The following is a 15061-nucleotide window of genomic DNA, read 5'->3' on the forward strand; positions in this document are numbered from 1 at the left end:
TTATCTTATTGTCAGCGGCCTTGTGCCCGATACGGACGTTTCGTGAAAGGGAGGCTGTGCACGCCCCTGCAGGCTGCTAGAACGGCGCCGCATGCCTTCCAATCATCTCTATCTCGTCGACGGCTCCGGTTATATTTTCCGGGCTTATCATCGGCTTCCGCCGCTCACCAACAAGCATGGCCAGCCCGCGGGCGCGGTCTATGGCTTCACCACCATGATGTGGAAGCTGGTCGAAGACCTGCACGCCGCCGATGGCCCGACCCACATGGCGGTGATCTTCGACGCGTCGTCCAAGACGTTCCGCAACGACATGTACGATAAGTACAAGGCGCACCGTCCGCCCCCGCCTGAGGATCTGGTTCCCCAATTCCCGATGATCCGCGACGCCACGCGCGCCTTCTCGCTGCCCTGCATCGAGGAGGAAGGGCTCGAGGCGGACGACATCATCGCCTGCTACGCCAAGGCGGCGCTGGCGGAGGATTGGAAAGTCACCATCGTCAGCTCCGACAAGGATCTGATGCAGCTGATCGAGCCCGGCCGGCTCGATCTGTTCGATACGATGAACAATCGCCGGCTCGGCCGCGAGCATGTGCTGGAGAAGTTCGGAGTCGAGCCCGAGCAATTGGGCGACGTGCTCGCGCTGATGGGCGACAGCGTCGACAATGTCCCCGGCGTTCCCGGCGTCGGCCCCAAGACCGCGAGCGAGCTGATCCGCACTTACGGCGATCTCGAAGGCGTGCTTGCCGCCGCGCCCGACATCAAGAAGCCCAAGCTCAGCCAGAGCCTGATCGAACATGCCGACGCGGCCCGCCTCAGCCGCGAGCTGGTGCGGCTGGTGTGCGATCGCGCGCTGCCGCAGCCGTTGGACGATTTGATCCTCAAGGGCCTGCCCAAGGCGCCACTGCAGGAATTCCTGACCCACCAAGGCTTCCGCTCGCTGCTGATGAAATTGGGCGGCGACGAAGCCAGCGCGGCGCTGCCTGCGCGGGTCGCGGACGCGGTCCCGTTCGTCCACACGGATTATGAGACGGTCACGACCGAGCCCGATCTCGATCGCTGGATCGCACAGGCTTATGCGGCCGGCGTCGTCGCGATAGATACCGAGACCGACCATATCGATTGCATCCGCGCCAATCTGGTCGGGGTCAGCCTCGCCACCGCCCCCGGCAAGGCCTGCTATATCCCGGTTGGCCATGGCCGCGCCGGCGAGGATCTGTGGACCGAACGGCCGGAGCAATTGCCCCATCCGCTGGTGCTGGCCAGGCTCAAGCCATTGCTGGAGGACCCGGCAATCCTCAAGATCGGGCAGAACCTCAAATATGACCTGATCATGTTCCGCCGCAGCGGCATCGACGTCACGCCCTATGACGACACGATGCTGCTGTCCTACGATCTCGACGCGGGGCTCGGTAGCCACGGCATGAGCGATCTTGCCAAACGTCACCTCGATCATGCCTGCATCGAGTTCAAGGATGTGTGCGGCAGCGGTAAGAACCAAGTCAGCTTCGATCTCGTGCCGCTCGACCGGGCGACGGAATATGCCGCCGAGGATGCCGACGTCACCCTGCGACTGTGGCACCGGCTCAAGCCGCGGCTGGTGCCGGAGCAGGCCAATCGCGTCTACGAATTGGTCGATCGCCCGCTCGTCCCGGTGGTGGCGGAGATGGAGCGCGCCGGCATCCTGGTCGATCGCGGCGAGCTGCATCGCCTCTCGACCGAGTTCGGCGAGGAGATTATCCGGCTCGAAGCGAAGGTTCACGAAGCCGCGGGCGGTCCGTTCACGATCGGCAGCCCCAAGCAATTGGGCGAGGTCCTGTTCGACCGGCTCGGCCTGGCCGGCGGCCGCAAGGGCAAGACCGGCGTCTACTCGACCGACGTGAACGAACTCGAACGGCTTGCCGCCGACGGCGTCGAGGTCGCCCGGCTGGTGCTCGACTGGCGCCAGCTATCCAAGCTCAAGTCAACCTATACCGATGCGCTGCAGCAGCAGATCAACCCCGCCACCGACCGCGTCCACACCTGCTTCAGCCTTGCCATCGCCCAGACCGGGCGCCTGTCCTCGACCGATCCCAACCTCCAGAACATCCCGATCCGCAGCGAGCATGGTCGGCGCATCCGCCACGCTTTCGTCGCACCTCCGAGCCACGTCCTGCTCGCGGCCGATTATTCGCAGATCGAGCTTCGCCTGGCGGCGCACATGGCCGACGTGCCGCAATTGCGCGAGGCGTTCGCACAGGGGCAGGACATACATAGCCTGACCGCCGAGGAATTGTTCGGCGTGGTCGACCGCGACACGCGCGGCAAAGCCAAGACGATCAACTTCGCCATCCTCTACGGCATCTCCTCATGGGGCCTTGCTGGGCGGCTAGGGGTCGACCGCGCCGAGGCGCAGGCGATCATCGACCGCTATTTCGAGCGTTTCCCGGGAGTGAAAAATTACATGGCCGAGACCATCAACCAGCTGCGCGAGAAAGGGTTCGTCACCACCCTGTTCGGGCGCAAGACCCACCTCCCGGGCATCAAGGGCAAGACCGTCGGCGAGCGCCAGAGCGCCGAACGCCAGGCGATCAACGCCCCGATCCAGGGTACTAGCGCCGACATCATCAAGCGGGCGATGGTGCGCATGGACCCGGCCTTGGAGGCGGCAGGCTTGGGCCATGTGCGCATGCTGCTCCAGGTTCATGACGAACTGGTATTCGAACTGCCCGAGGAGGATGTCGCGGCGGCCAAGCCGGTGATCGAACGCGTCATGGCCGACGCCGCCGGGCCGCACGTCACCTTGTCGGTGCCGCTCGGCATCGAGATCGGCACCGGCCGCAGCTGGGGCGACGCGCATTGAGCCGCGTCCGCGCAGTTTGGGCCGCGTGCCTGATCGCGGCATTATCCGGCGCGGCTTGGTCGCCCGCCGTCGCGCGGACGGCGATGCGCATTCCGATCGCGCAGGCGCAGACTATGCCTCCAGCCGCGCTCGCGGATCTGGTTCTCGGCAAGAGCCGGCCGAAGATCGTCGCCGCGCGCCCGGCCTTATTCGCCGACCCCACCCCAGGCCGTGCCCAGCTGACGGACATGATCGAGTTTGCAGAGGCGCCGCGCCGCACGGCTTTTGCCGAATTATGCTCATTGCGCGTGATCACGATGGTCTTTGACCATCGCACCTCGAAAACGGAGCGGGTGGACGGACTTTATTTCAGGCGAACCCCGGCGGGTGCCGCGCAGGCCTGCCCCGCCGACCATCTGCTCCCAGTGGAAACATCGGGATATTTCGAGGTGCGCAACCAGACCGGCACGGACCCGTCGCCGGCCGAAGTGCATTTCGCCGTCGCCGCGCTCGATCGTGCGGCACGCGGGGCGGCGCGCATCGACTGCGACGACGCAGCCTCGCCGGCGAAATTCTGCGCGCGCAAGACGGAGCTGCTTCTTCCCGATCCCCTGCCGGGCATGAACGGGGTCGATCTGGGGCGGTGCGGCGTGAAGGGCGCCTTTGTTTGTGTCGCGATCGACCGGACGGACGGCCGTGGAACGTTCGTGCGGGAAGAATTGGCAACCGACGCTTCTTCGATCGATGCGACGGCCTTCTCGATACCGCTCGTCAAGCTTTCGAGCGGGCTCGCTTCGCGGTGAGCGGCGCGAAGGCGATCGACGCAACGGGTCCGGGCGATATCGAGACGCTGGCCAAGGGCGGGCGGACTAATTTCTTGGGTTTCCTGCTGCGCCTGGCGGCACGTCTGCCGTTCCTGTTCATCGCCGGGCGCTGGTACGGCGCCGACGCGCTCGGCCGTTTTGCCTATGCCACGATCATCGTCGAATTTGCCGGCCAGCTCGCGACCATGGGGCTTAAGCGCGGGCTCGCGCAGCAGCTTGCCAACACCAAACGCGATCCGAGCTCGGTCGTGTGGGACGGACTGCTGGTCGGCATGATCGCGTCGGTCATTGCCGCCGGCGTGCTGATGGCGATGCCGCAACTGATGTTCCCCAATAGCGAGATCAACCACCGCGACTATCTGTTGCCGCTGACCATCTTCGGCTGGGCGGGATCGGACATCGCACTCGCCGCGCTCGCCTATCGCGGCGATATCGGCGCGACCCTGAAGGCACGCTCGCTGATCGAGCCATGGGTGATCAGCATCGCCGCCTTCGGCCTTGCCTGGTATTCGCTGCGCGACGGATTGATCATGGCCTATGCCATCTCGGCCGCGGCGGCGTTCGCCGCCTCGCTTTACCCGTTGCTCCGGACCTATGGCCGCCCGCGCGGCTGGCGGCCCGAGCCGATCCAATTGTCGCGCACCGCGCTCAAGAATCTGCCGCTGGCGGGCGCGGACGCGATCGAATGGGGCTCGCGCCGGCTCGATATCGCCATGCTCGGCCTGTTCTTCGCGCCCGCGATCGTCGGCATCTATTATGTGGCGCAACAGGTCGCGAGCCTGCCGCAAAAGCTCAAGACCAGCTTCGATCCGATCCTGGGGCCGGTCATCACCCAGAATCTGGCCGAAGATAATAAGAAGGCCGTCGCCAAGCAGGTCCGCCAGGTCGGCTTCTGGATCATCGCCGCCCAAATCGGCATCGCGCTGGCGCTGTCGATCCCCGGCAAGGCCGTGATGGGTCTGGTCGGGCCGAGCTTCGTCGGCGGCACGGGAGCGCTCGCCGTCCTGCTGGCCGCGGAGGCGATCGCCGCGACCGCAGTTGTGAGCGAAGCGGCTCTGATCTACGTCGCGCCTTGGCGTAACCTTGCCATATCGGTCGCCATGATCGTGCTCCAGGCGGCTTTGTCGGTCGCCTTCGTCTACCTGCTACGGGCGCTTCTCCCTGCCCTGGCGGACGCCGGCTGGGTCAAGCCCCGGCCCGACCCGCGCGAGGACGCGATCGCCGCCGCCGGCCCGGCAATCGCGCTGATGGTCGGGCTTGGCCTGGCTGCGATCGCCAAGGCCTTGCTGCTGCGCCGGATGCTCGGCGCACGCGTCAACGGCTGGCGCTGGTCGCTGATCTGGGCCGCGCTGATCGCGGGCACGCTCGGCTGGGGCGTGACCCGCCTGCCGCACAGTTTCGAGTGGTTCGAGCTGGTGGTCGGCGTACCTTTGATCCTTGGCACATTCGGCGCGATCATCTGGTTCAAGGGTTTCAACCAGGACGACCGCGCCCTTTTCCGCAGCCACGAGGCGGCGGCGACCTAGCCAAACCCGCCTGTTACCTAGCCAGACCCGCTCATCCTGAGTAGGCAGTAAGCCAGACGAAGTGCCGTATCGAAGGACGCTCCCTCGAGACGAGGCTTCGGCAAGCTCAGCCTCTCCTCAGGATGAGCGGGAAGGATGCAGTGCATAACGCAGATATCATCATCCTCGGCGGCGGCTTAGTCGGCCTGACGCTCGCGCTCGCGCTTGACGCGCATGGCCTGTCCAGCGTCGTGATCGATCCGGCCGAGCCTGCGGACGTGCTCGCGCGCGGCTTCGACGGGCGCGCCTCCGCCGTGGCAAGCGCCAGTCACCATATGTTGGATGCGATCGGCATTGGTGCGCGCCTCGCCGGTCAGGGATGCCCGATCCACAGCATCAAGGTCAGCGACGGCCTCACGCCCCGCGCCCTGCTCTTCGACGCCGATCCGGCGTCAGGCCCGCTGGGTGTGATGTACGAGAACCGGCTGCTGCGGCGGACCTTGCATGCCGCGGCGTCCGAAGTCGCCAACATCAACTTACTGATGCCTGCCCGGCCGGCGACGGTCGAGCGCGATGCGGTGTCGGCACGCGTCACGATCGACGACGGCCGCGTCTTCACCGCGGCGCTGCTGATCGGCGCCGAGGGGCGCAATTCGCCGACGCGCGCCGCCGCCGGGATCAAGGTCGCGCGCTGGAGCTATGATCACACCGCGATCATCGCCACGCTCGGCCATGCCCGGCCGCACACCGGGATCGCCCATGAAATCTTCTATCCGAGCGGCCCGTTCGCCTTGCTGCCGATGCTGGACGATCAGGAGGGTCCGCGCTCGGCGATCGTGTGGACGGTGGCCGCCGAGCATGGCGCGGCCATGCTCGGCCTGCCCGATCGCGCTTTCCTCGCCGAGGCGGAAAAACGGATGGGCGGCATGCTGGGGCCGCTGCGTTCGGTCAGCCCGCGTTCTTCCTATCCGCTCGGCTTCCACCATACCGCGCGCATCACCGCCGAGCGGCTCGCGCTGATCGGGGATGCCGCGCATGGCATCCACCCGATTGCGGGCCAGGGCCTCAACCTTGGCTTCCGCGATGTCGCGGCACTCGCCGAGGTGCTGGTCGAAGGTGCCAGGCTGGGGCTCGATCTCGGCGACGCGCAATTGCTGGCGCGTTACGAGCGCTGGCGCGCGCTCGACAGCTTCCTCGTCGCTGCCACGACCGACGGCCTCACCCGCCTGTTCGGCCTGCCTGGCAAGGCTCCGCGTGCGATACGGCGCTTCGGGCTCGACATGGTGGGACGCATCCCCCCGCTCAAACGCGCCTTCATGGCCGAAGCGCGCGGCGAATCCGGTGCCCTGCCGAAATTGCTGCAGGGGTTGGAAGTTTAGCCCATTACCCGCTCATCCTGAAGAGAGGCTGAGCTTGCCGAAGCCTCGTCTTGAAGGATCCTTCGATACGCCACTTCGACAAGCTCAGTGGCTACTCAGGATGAGCGGGTAAGTACAGTTATTGCAATGTGATCCCGTCGCCGTCGCCCGCGGCGGAGAAGCGCAGCAACTCCGCCAGCAGGTCGGCGCGCACTTCCAGATTGGCCGCCTCCAGCAACGCCTGCTTGGCGGCGACGTCGAACGGAATCACCTGCGCCAGCCCGTTGACGAGCGATTGGTCGTCCAGCCGCGCCACCTGATCCCAGTCGATGTTATAGCCCTTGGCCTCGGCAAAGCGCCGCGCTTCCTGCTCGATCCCCGCGCGGGCCGCGCTCGCCAGCACCAGCTCGTCGCCGGCATCTTCGCCGAAGCTTTCGAGATCGGCCTGGATCTGGCGAAAGGGTGTGGTGACATCCAGCTCGCGCAACAGCCGAAACCGCGACTGCCCTTCGAGGATCAGGTTGAAGCGGCCGTCGGGCAGCGCCTCGACATGGCCGATCTTGCCGACGCACCCCACGTCGAACAAGGCGGGATGCTCCTCGCTCTCGCCCGGCAGCGGCTGGATCATTGCGATCTGCCGGTCGCGGGCCAGCGCGTCGCTGACCAGCGCACGATAGCGCGGCTCGAAGATGTGCAACGGCAGATAGGCCCCCGGCAGCAGCAGCGCGCCGCTGAGCGGAAAAATCGAAAGGCGGGTGCCAGTCTTGAGCATCAGCCGAACAGAACCGCGGAGAGCTTGCGCCGCGCGGCTGCAACCCATGGATCCTCAAGCCCCGTAGCCTCGAACAGGGTCAACAATCGCTTGCGCGCGGCGCTCTCATTCCATTCGCGATCGCGTTCGATCGAGCCGAGCAGCAGCTCCGCCGCGCCATCGCGGTCGCCGCTCGCCATCAGCCCGCCGGCAAGTTCGTAGCGCGCGTCCTGATCGTCGGGATCGGCCGCAACCCTGGCCTTGAGCCCGGCAAGATCGTCGACCGGCCCTGCTTCGTCGGCCAAGGCCAGCGCCGCTTTGGCCCGCGCAATGCCGGCGTCCCTGGCCTTGTCGTCGGGCACCGCTTCCAGCACCGCGCGCGCCTCGTTCTTGCGGCCGGCTGCGAGCAAGGCGCGCGCGTGGCCGGCAATCACCTGCAAATCCTCCGGCGCCATTTCAACGAGCTGGGCAAAGATCGACACCGCGCGCTCGGCATCTCCCGCCTCCAGCACCTCCTCGCCCATCGCGATCAGCGGGGCGATGTCCTGGTGGGCCGCATCGTCGGCACCGCGGATCGGAAGCTGGCGCAATATATCGTCCAGCATCTTGCTGACCTGGCTCTCGGTCCGTGCCGGGGTCAGGTCGGCGACCAGCTGGCCCTGGAAAATGGCGTAGACGGTCGGGATGGATTGAACGCGAAATTGCGCCGCGATCATCTTCTGCTCGTCGACGTTGATCTTGACGAGCTTGACGCCCTTGCCCGCATAAGTGGCCGCGACCTTTTCCAGGACCGGCGTCAGCTGCTTGCACGGCCCGCACCATTCCGCCCAGAAATCGAGGATGACGAGCGCATCCATCGACGGCTCGATCACGTCGCGCTTGAATGCCTCGATCGCCTCGCGCTCCGCCGCGCTCATTCCCAACGTCGCCAAGTGTGTATCTCCAGATTGATCGCAGGCTTATGTGGGCCCTTCGCGCAGTCGCACAAGCCCGAAAGCCGCATCGTCATGGCGGCAGGAAAGCGCGACGGCCAATGGCGCTTGGGGGTTGCGGCACCGCAAAACGGTTGCTAACAGCCGCCCCTCACCCCCGGGGTCTCTTCCCCGGATGCACGCGAGCGGGCGTAGCTCAGGGGTAGAGCACGACCTTGCCAAGGTCGGGGTCGAGGGTTCGAATCCCTTCGCCCGCTCCAGTTCTCATGGGTCGATCTGGGTTTTCCCAGCGGCCGGCGGCCATGACAATTCCGATCGTTGATGCCTCTGCGCGGCCAGTCAGGATGCGGGCTTGGGCCGGGGCTTCGCGCGCACCGTGCGCTTCGCCGCTCCGGATTTTCCGGCTGCAGGCTTCGCGGCCGCAGTCTTCGCCGCGACTGGCTTGGCACCCGCGGGCCGGGCGGCCGAACGCGCGACGCCGCCCTTGGAAGCAGCGGGCTTGGCCGACGCCGGATCTGACGGAGCCGGCGCCTTTTCCGCAGGTTTCAGCAGCTCGCCGAAAAACGCACTTACGCCCTGCGCGAACATGTTGCCGATGTCCTTGCCTTGGGCAACCAGGCTGTCGAGTTCGCCGCCCGGCTTTCTCGCATTGGCAGATGCGGGCGTGCCGCTGATCCTGCGCTTGGCGAGCGCGGCTGCTCCAGCCACAAGCGCGGCCGACACGACCTCCCGCGCGATCGGGTTCTGGGCGAGCTCGGCCACAACACCCGCCGACTTGCGGAATTGCTTGGGCAGCTTCACGCCGCCGACCTTCTTCGGCAGCCGCGCCGCCTTGTCCTTCTTCGCCACCGATGGTCTCCTTGCCCGCGAGAAGGCCTGTTTCGGCCTCGTTCGCCTTGCTGGCAAGAGGTGCCGCTAATATCCCAGCGTCACTATAGGGATTGCGGGGGGAGAATCGGGTAGCTATCCTGCCCGCCCCAACAGGAGGGAATACCCATGAAGAAGCTTATCGTTCTGCCGCTTATCGCCATTACCGCACTGGGCCTGTCGGCTTGCACCAGCAAGACCGAGAATACGAACGTCACGGTCAATGACACCAGTGCCGATCTGAACGCGACCGATCTCAATGCCACCGATCTCGGCGCCACCGACAATGCCGTCGATGCCACGCTCGACAACGGCAGCAACACCTCGGACGCGCTGACCAACGGCTGAGCCGGCACCGCGACGGCCGAAGCTGAGCTATCGGCCGCGCAAGCAGCTTTTCTATTTCCTATAGCTAAAGTAGGGAATATATCGGGACCAACGCCATGTTGACTCCCTGGCGGATCCTCCGGCCCGATGGCGCAAGCCATCGGGCCTTCTTTTATCCGGCGGCCGCTACAGGCCCTCGCCGCCGACCCAATGGGCGTTGGAAAGCTTGCGCGCGACCGCCCACGTCTGACGTCGGATGTCCGGCACCGCCACGATTTCCCAGAATGTCCCACGCGTCATCGGCCCGACCGCGAGCAAATTCGGCCGCGGCGCCCCATCGGCGCCGATCACCTCGGATTGCTGCGTGACCTCGATTCCCAGATGAAGCGGGTCCGGGCGGATCAGGCCGCGCCCGATCAGCCGGCGCAGCAGTGGCTCCTCGCTACGGAGCAAGTCGCCCTGCGGACCGCTCGCATTGATGATGCGACGTACCGTGAGCGTTTCCAGCGCATCCTGACCGCGCGGGCGATAGCGGACGCGCAGGCCATTGCCCGATGCCGCCACCTCGGCCAGCTTGCCGGCAACGATTTCGAGCCGCCCCGCCGCGCGCATCGAGGCAATCCTCTCAGCCACCTGCGGTGCAATGCGGTGGCGGTGAACGTCCCACCAGGCCCGCAGATGGCGCAGAAAGCGGCGGCGCTCGGCCATATCCGCCGCGATCCACAAGCCTTCGGTATAGGGGCGGACCTCATCGACCGCCGCGCGCCAGCCGACCGCTCGGGAGCGCACCCGCATGTGCCGCAACAAAGCCACGGCGTTCGGCGGCGGACGCATGTCCAGCGTCGAAGGCGCCACGGCGGCATGCGCGCGCGGGCTGAGGCCGCGCCGCGACAAAGCGACGATCCGGCCCGCAAAGCCCCGCGCATCCAGCAACAAGGCGATATCGATCATAGTCAGCCCGCTGCCGATCACGAGCACGACGTCATCGGCGGACAATCCGGCGGCGATGTCGCCGCCCCAGGGCTCGGCCACGAATGCGTCAGCGGGCAGCGCCGCGGCGTCGATGCCGCCTGGTATATGGGGTGGCAGGTTGCCCGGCGCGAGCACTACCGCATCGGCCTCGATCCGCGCACCGTCGGCCAGTGCGATCTGCCACCCCTCCCCCACGGCGACGAGATCGACTGCCTCGCCCTGCACCACCCGCAGCCGGTCGGGCGCCAGCGCGCGTGCTTGCGCCAGCAATTCCGCAAGATAGTCGCCATAGATCAAGCGCGGCGCGAAGCCGCCGACCAGGCCGGGATGGCGCCGTTCAAGCCAACGTTCGAAATGGCCCGGATCCTGCGGCAGCGCGCTCATATTGCCGGTGCGCACGTTGAGCAGGTGGTCGGGATGCGCCGCAGAATAAGCGACCCCCCGCCCCGCCACGCCGCGGCGCTCGATCAAGGTCGCGCGCGGCCCCTGATGGCGCAGCAGGTTGATCGCCTGCAACGCGCCGGAAAAGCCGCCGCCGATGATGGCCACATGATCGGTCGTCAAATCGCAGGGCTCCGCCGGTTGATCGGACCCGATAGCGAGCAACAGGCAGGGACGCTAACGCATCCGTTCGAACGGATAATGATCGCGGATCGCTGCGTTGAAATATTCGCCCTTGGAAAATGCCTTGCGGAAATCGCTCACGACATCTTCGGGCACCCCAAGATAGGCATAGCGCCTGCCGGTAACGAACGTGACCGCGAGCTTTGCCTCGGCGGGGTCATATTCGAACTTCCGGATGACGGACGACGGCATGCCCCAGGAACGCGCATGGTTTCACGACGATCCTTCGACACGCGCCGTTGCGCTCAAGAAACCTCCGCGCAACGGCCGTGACAAAACCGGGGCGATTTTAGGCCGCGGCGACCGCCTTTTCGATGTCGGCGACGCTGTGGCCCGTAAGGTCCTTGGAAATTTCACCCACCAGCTTCGCTTCCAGGCTCTTGTGATAATGCTTGCGCAGCTCGCCCAGCGTGCGGGGCGCCGCAATCACGATCAGATCGTCGATTTGACCATCGAGCACGCGCTTGTTGAGAAGGGCAGCGATACCGGCAGCAAAGCTATCTTCATCCTGCTGGCTATCGCTCGGATTAGCGGAACTGCTCTGGTGCCGATTGCCCGACCCTTTGTTGGAGGTCGAAACGTCGGCATCCGGCATGGCCGTGAGGGCAGGAGCATTCTCCTCGCCGCTATTGCGATACAGGCCGAGTATCTCGCCGTCGGCGACGGCGACGATAGCGTTCTTGGGAAGCTTCATGGTTTTCCTTTGGGGGCAGCTTGCCCCACCGACCCAACGCACGCTTCGACCGTAATGATCCTGAATTGCCGCCCGAGGCCGGATCAAACAAGCTTTTACTTGTTCGGGACGAAGATCGCGGTTTTGCCGTCGGCACCGTTACGGAAGATCGGTGTCGCTCCGCCGCCCAGCATTTCGGCCATATCGCGCTTCAGGGCTGCCGGATCGGGCAGGCCCGAATAATAGCGCCACCCGGTAAAGTCGGTCTTTGTCAGGGTGGCCAGCAGATAGCCCTCGACCGGAGCCTGTTTGCCCTGCTTGGACGCTTCGATCATCTTCACCATGTCCGTGACGGGCATGATCTCGGCGATCGGATCGCCCTTCTTGGCAGGGATCGCCTTGCGCACGCGGCCCGCTTTGTCCTCGCCGTAGAGCGCGTAGGAGGAGGTGCCGGCGGTGAAGGAGCCCAAATCGCAAGACGGCCGATTTGCGGCCTCGTGCGCATAATCGAGGTGCATCAGCTTGGGGAGCAGGCTCATCGAGGCAACGATGCTCGCGTCGGCCTGAACGGTCATGTCGATCGGCCTTGCCGCCGCCCCGGCGTCGGAGGACACGATACATTCGGCCGAAGCCCCGCCCGCCAGGCCTAACGTCGCCGCCACGCCAATGATCAACCGGCTGCGCATAGCCATCACTCCACCTAACCTTTGTCGCCTAGGTCTGCGGCTGCGCTTGACCAGTCAACCTCAATCCGGTCCGCTTCGGCGGCCGTTTCAGCAACTTAGCCGCCGCTGTCGCGCTCAATATTGGCGCCGACCGCGGACAATTTTTCCTCAAGCCGCTCATAGCCGCGATCGAGATGATAGACGCGCAGCACCTGCGTCTCCCCCTCCGCCGCCAGACCCGCCAGCACCAGGCTCATCGACGCGCGCAGATCGGTCGCCATCACCGGCGCGCCGGCGAGCCTGTCGACGCCTTTGACGATTGCGGTGCGGCCATGGACCTGGATGTCGGCCCCCATGCGAATGAGCTCGGGCACGTGCATGTAGCGGTTCTCGAAGATCGTCTCGGTGAGCACGCTCGTGCCTTCCGCCAGCGTCAGCATCGCCATGAACTGCGCCTGCATGTCGGTCGGGAAGCCGGGAAAGGGCGCGGTCGAAAGCGTCAATGGCGACAACCGGCCGTTGGCCGAAACGCGGATGCCGTCCGGCTCTTCGGTGATGACGAGGCCCGCCTCGGACAGGCTGGCGATGATCGCCGCCATATCCTCCGCATCGGCGCCCTCCAGCAAGAGGTCACCGCCGGTGATTCCGGCCGCACAGGCATAGCTGCCCGCCTCGATCCGGTCGGGCATCACGCGATGGGTGGCGCCGTGCAGGCTGCTCTTGCCCTGCACCACCAGCCGTTCGGTGCCGATGCCGGAGATCTCCGATCCCATCGCCACCAGGCATTTGCAGAGATCGGCGATTTCAGGCTCGCGCGCGGCATTTTCGATCACCGTTTCGCCGTCGGCGAGCGCGGCCGCCATCAGCGCATTCTCGGTGGCGCCGACCGACACGATCGGGAAGACGATATGCCCGCCCTTAAGCCCACCCGCCGGTGCCGTGGCACGGACATAGCCCGCGGCCAGCTCAATCTCGGCGCCGAGCGCTTCGAGCGCCTTCAAATGGAGGTCGATCGGCCGGTTGCCGATCGCACAGCCGCCGGGCAGTGAAACCGTCGCCTCGCCCTCGCGTGCGAGCAGCGGCCCCAGCACCAGGATCGACGCGCGCATCTTGCGCACGATCTCATAAGGGGCGGTTGTCGAAGAGATATGGTCGGCGTTGAGCGTCATCGCCCGCACCGGCGAATTGCCGCGCTGGCCGGCCATGGTCGTCGAAACGCCGAGTTCGTTCATGAGGTGGCCGAAGCCCTCGACATCGGCCAGCCGCGGCAGATTGGTCAGCGTCAGCGGCTGATCGGTCAGCAGCGCGCACGGCAGCAAGGTGAGCGCCGCATTCTTGGCGCCTGAAATGGGCACGCGGCCCTCGAGCCGGTTGCCACCGCGAATGACGATCCTGTCCATGGCGTCGCTGTAATGGCTCGTCCCGGACGCGCAAGCCGCTGCTATCCATCCGCTTTGAATGCAATCGTTACATCCCCGCGAAATGCTTGATGCGTGTTAGCGTCACGTGCGCGGCCGGCGGAGTAGACGGTCCCCACCAGGGGGGACGTTAGACCGGATGGGCGAAACTTGCCTGGCTGAGCATCTCGGCCGTTACGTAGATTTGAGTGCAGAAGAAAAAGCGGCGCTGGACGGCCTCGCTGCCGGCATTCGCCACTATCGGCGGGGCGCGGTCATTCGATCGGACCATGGGCCGCCGGGCGAAATCTACGTCGTCCGCAGCGGCTGGCTATTCTCTTCCGCCCTGCTTGAGGATGGCCGGCGCCAGATCGTCCGCCTGCATTTCCGCGGCGACCTGCTCGGCCTCGACAGCCTTGTTTTCACCGAGGCGCCCGATGCGGTAACCGCGCTCACCGACGCCGAAATATGTATGATCGACCGCAGCAAGCTCGGCGCCTTGTTCGCCGAGCGCCCACGGCTTGGCGCGCTGCTATTCGCGGTCCAGCAAGTCGATCGGGTCGCGCTGATCGACCGGCTCATCTCGCTCGGCCGCGGCTCGGCACGCGGGCGGGTTGCCGCACTACTGCTGTGGATCGCCAGCCGCCTGCGCTTTGCCGGTCTTGCGGTCGATGAAGGCTTCGCGCTGCCGCTGACGCAGGAAGAGATTGGCGACTTGACCGGGCTGACCGCTGTTCACGTCAACCGCACCATGCGCGTGCTGGCCGAACAGGGGCTGATCGCGCGCTCGGGGAACATGTTGCGGATTCCGCAGCCGGGGCGTCTGGCCCGCGTCGCGAACCATAATGAGCGGATCGAGGCAATCGACCTCGCCTGGTTGGGGGCCAACCCATAGGCATTCGCGGAACGGCGCGGCGCCGCGTGGCGGGCTAGGTCAGGCCTTTTCCAGCGTGCATTGCAGCGGATGCTGATTCTGGCGCGCAAAGTCGGTGACTTGCGACACCTTCGTCTCGGCAACCTCGTAAGTGAAGACGCCGCACACGCCGACGCCCTTCTGGTGGACATGGAGCATCACGCGCGTCGCATCCTCCAGCCCCATGCGGAAGAAGCGCTGCAGGCACAAAACGACGAATTCCATCGGCGTATAATCGTCGTTGAGCATCAGCACCTTGTAGAGCGACGGCTGCTTGGTGCGCGCGCGCGTGCGCGTCGCGACACCCAGGCCGGTGCCTTCGTCGTCGCCGTCCTTGTTGGCGGCCATCGTGATGGGATCAGTGCGGATCATGCGTGAAGCCGAGAATATGGCATCGACGATGCCTGCGGCAAGGTCTCTCCGTGAGAATTTCAA

Annotated in this window: 15 protein-coding genes and 1 tRNA gene; 7 read left to right on the forward strand and 9 right to left on the reverse strand. The window is 65.8% G+C overall.

Going from position 1 to position 15061, the window contains the following annotated elements:
- Positions 1-91: 91 nt before the first annotated feature.
- The 4 genes from polA (at position 92) to DX905_RS04595 (ending at position 6526) form a co-directional block, all read left to right on the forward strand.
- Positions 92-2839, forward strand: coding sequence for a DNA polymerase I (gene polA / locus DX905_RS04580; RefSeq protein WP_116090301.1), 2748 nt, complete (start codon positions 92-94; stop codon positions 2837-2839).
- The gene (locus DX905_RS04585) at positions 2836-3621 is read left to right on the forward strand and encodes a hypothetical protein (RefSeq protein WP_116090302.1); all 786 of its coding nucleotides are present in this window, start codon (positions 2836-2838) and stop codon (positions 3619-3621) included. Before polA ends, DX905_RS04585 begins: the two co-directional genes overlap by 4 nt.
- Positions 3618-5168 carry a lipopolysaccharide biosynthesis protein gene (locus DX905_RS04590; protein WP_116090303.1) on the forward strand — a complete coding sequence of 517 codons (1551 nt, stop codon included), beginning with the start codon at positions 3618-3620 and terminating at the stop codon, positions 5166-5168. The genes DX905_RS04585 and DX905_RS04590 overlap by 4 nt, the downstream gene beginning before the upstream one ends.
- Before the next feature lie 140 nt (positions 5169-5308).
- Positions 5309-6526, forward strand: coding sequence for a UbiH/UbiF/VisC/COQ6 family ubiquinone biosynthesis hydroxylase (locus tag DX905_RS04595; RefSeq protein WP_240320717.1), 1218 nt, complete (start codon positions 5309-5311; stop codon positions 6524-6526).
- Between the two features lie 118 nt (positions 6527-6644).
- Here DX905_RS04595 and DX905_RS04600 read toward each other — a convergent pair whose 3' ends face one another.
- Positions 6645-7277: an LON peptidase substrate-binding domain-containing protein gene (locus DX905_RS04600; protein ID WP_116090305.1), complete on the reverse strand. Its 633-nt coding sequence runs from the start codon at positions 7275-7277 to the stop codon at positions 6645-6647.
- Positions 7277-8173 carry a tetratricopeptide repeat protein gene (locus DX905_RS04605; protein WP_116090306.1) on the reverse strand — a complete coding sequence of 299 codons (897 nt, stop codon included), beginning with the start codon at positions 8171-8173 and terminating at the stop codon, positions 7277-7279. Before DX905_RS04605 ends, DX905_RS04600 begins: the two co-directional genes overlap by 1 nt.
- A 200-nt stretch (positions 8174-8373) precedes the next feature.
- Here DX905_RS04605 and DX905_RS04610 point away from each other — a divergent pair.
- Positions 8374-8448: transfer RNA gene (locus DX905_RS04610), tRNA-Gly, on the forward strand.
- 79 nt (positions 8449-8527) lie between these two features.
- On the opposite strand, the gene DX905_RS16370 is transcribed toward DX905_RS04610, so the two are convergent.
- On the reverse strand, positions 8528-9037 hold the full coding sequence (locus DX905_RS16370) for a hypothetical protein (protein ID WP_116090307.1): 510 nt from the start codon (positions 9035-9037) through the stop codon (positions 8528-8530).
- Between the two features lie 147 nt (positions 9038-9184).
- On the opposite strand from DX905_RS16370, the gene DX905_RS04620 reads away from it, so the two are divergent.
- On the forward strand, positions 9185-9403 hold the full coding sequence (locus tag DX905_RS04620; RefSeq protein WP_116090308.1) for a hypothetical protein: 219 nt from the start codon (positions 9185-9187) through the stop codon (positions 9401-9403).
- 165 nt (positions 9404-9568) lie between these two features.
- On the opposite strand, the gene DX905_RS04625 is transcribed toward DX905_RS04620, so the two are convergent.
- The 5 genes from DX905_RS04625 to murA all read right to left on the reverse strand — a co-directional run bounded on the left by DX905_RS04625 (position 9569) and on the right by murA (position 13716).
- Positions 9569-10918 carry an FAD/NAD(P)-binding protein gene (locus DX905_RS04625; protein WP_116092329.1) on the reverse strand — a complete coding sequence of 450 codons (1350 nt, stop codon included), beginning with the start codon at positions 10916-10918 and terminating at the stop codon, positions 9569-9571.
- Positions 10919-10972: 54 nt separating this feature from the next.
- Positions 10973-11170 carry a KTSC domain-containing protein gene (locus tag DX905_RS04630; RefSeq protein WP_116090309.1) on the reverse strand — a complete coding sequence of 66 codons (198 nt, stop codon included), beginning with the start codon at positions 11168-11170 and terminating at the stop codon, positions 10973-10975.
- A gap of 97 nt (positions 11171-11267) precedes the next feature.
- Positions 11268-11672 carry a host attachment family protein gene (locus DX905_RS04635; RefSeq protein ID WP_116090310.1) on the reverse strand — a complete coding sequence of 135 codons (405 nt, stop codon included), beginning with the start codon at positions 11670-11672 and terminating at the stop codon, positions 11268-11270.
- 95 nt (positions 11673-11767) lie between these two features.
- Positions 11768-12337, reverse strand: a complete 570-nt coding sequence (locus DX905_RS04640; RefSeq protein WP_116090311.1) for a hypothetical protein — start codon at positions 12335-12337, stop codon at positions 11768-11770.
- Between the two features lie 95 nt (positions 12338-12432).
- Positions 12433-13716, reverse strand: coding sequence for a UDP-N-acetylglucosamine 1-carboxyvinyltransferase (gene murA / locus DX905_RS04645; protein WP_116090312.1), 1284 nt, complete (start codon positions 13714-13716; stop codon positions 12433-12435).
- 157 nt (positions 13717-13873) lie between these two features.
- Here murA and DX905_RS04650 point away from each other — a divergent pair, with 157 nt between their 5' ends.
- Positions 13874-14608: a Crp/Fnr family transcriptional regulator gene (locus DX905_RS04650; RefSeq protein WP_116090313.1), complete on the forward strand. Its 735-nt coding sequence runs from the start codon at positions 13874-13876 to the stop codon at positions 14606-14608.
- A gap of 39 nt (positions 14609-14647) precedes the next feature.
- Here the strand turns inward: DX905_RS04650 and clpS are convergent, their stop codons facing one another.
- Complete coding sequence (clpS, locus tag DX905_RS04655; protein WP_116090314.1) at positions 14648-14998, reverse strand: ATP-dependent Clp protease adapter ClpS; 351 nt, start codon at positions 14996-14998, stop codon at positions 14648-14650.
- Between the last annotated feature and the right edge of the window lie 63 nt (positions 14999-15061).

This window comes from Sphingomonas crusticola, assembly GCF_003391115.1.
In the GTDB taxonomy this organism is placed as follows: domain Bacteria; phylum Pseudomonadota; class Alphaproteobacteria; order Sphingomonadales; family Sphingomonadaceae; genus Sphingomonas_I; species Sphingomonas_I crusticola.

Bases quoted from the DNA above. Each gene is read 5' to 3' on its own strand.
- DX905_RS04620 (WP_116090308.1), top strand. From the start codon at position 9,185: ATGAAGAAGCTTATCGTTCTGCCGCTTATCGCCATTACCGCACTGGGC.
- DX905_RS04600 (WP_116090305.1), bottom strand. From the start codon at position 7,277: ATGCTCAAGACTGGCACCCGCCTTTCGATTTTTCCGCTCAGCGGCGCG.
- polA (WP_116090301.1), top strand. From the start codon at position 92: ATGCCTTCCAATCATCTCTATCTCGTCGACGGCTCCGGTTATATTTTC.
- DX905_RS04635 (WP_116090310.1), bottom strand. From the start codon at position 11,672: ATGAAGCTTCCCAAGAACGCTATCGTCGCCGTCGCCGACGGCGAGATA.
- clpS (WP_116090314.1), bottom strand. From the start codon at position 14,998: ATGATCCGCACTGATCCCATCACGATGGCCGCCAACAAGGACGGCGAC.
- DX905_RS04640 (WP_116090311.1), bottom strand. From the start codon at position 12,337: ATGCGCAGCCGGTTGATCATTGGCGTGGCGGCGACGTTAGGCCTGGCG.
- DX905_RS04650 (WP_116090313.1), top strand. From the start codon at position 13,874: ATGGGCGAAACTTGCCTGGCTGAGCATCTCGGCCGTTACGTAGATTTG.
- DX905_RS04605 (WP_116090306.1), bottom strand. From the start codon at position 8,173: ATGAGCGCGGCGGAGCGCGAGGCGATCGAGGCATTCAAGCGCGACGTG.
- DX905_RS04630 (WP_116090309.1), bottom strand. From the start codon at position 11,170: ATGCCGTCGTCCGTCATCCGGAAGTTCGAATATGACCCCGCCGAGGCA.
- murA (WP_116090312.1), bottom strand. From the start codon at position 13,716: ATGGACAGGATCGTCATTCGCGGTGGCAACCGGCTCGAGGGCCGCGTG.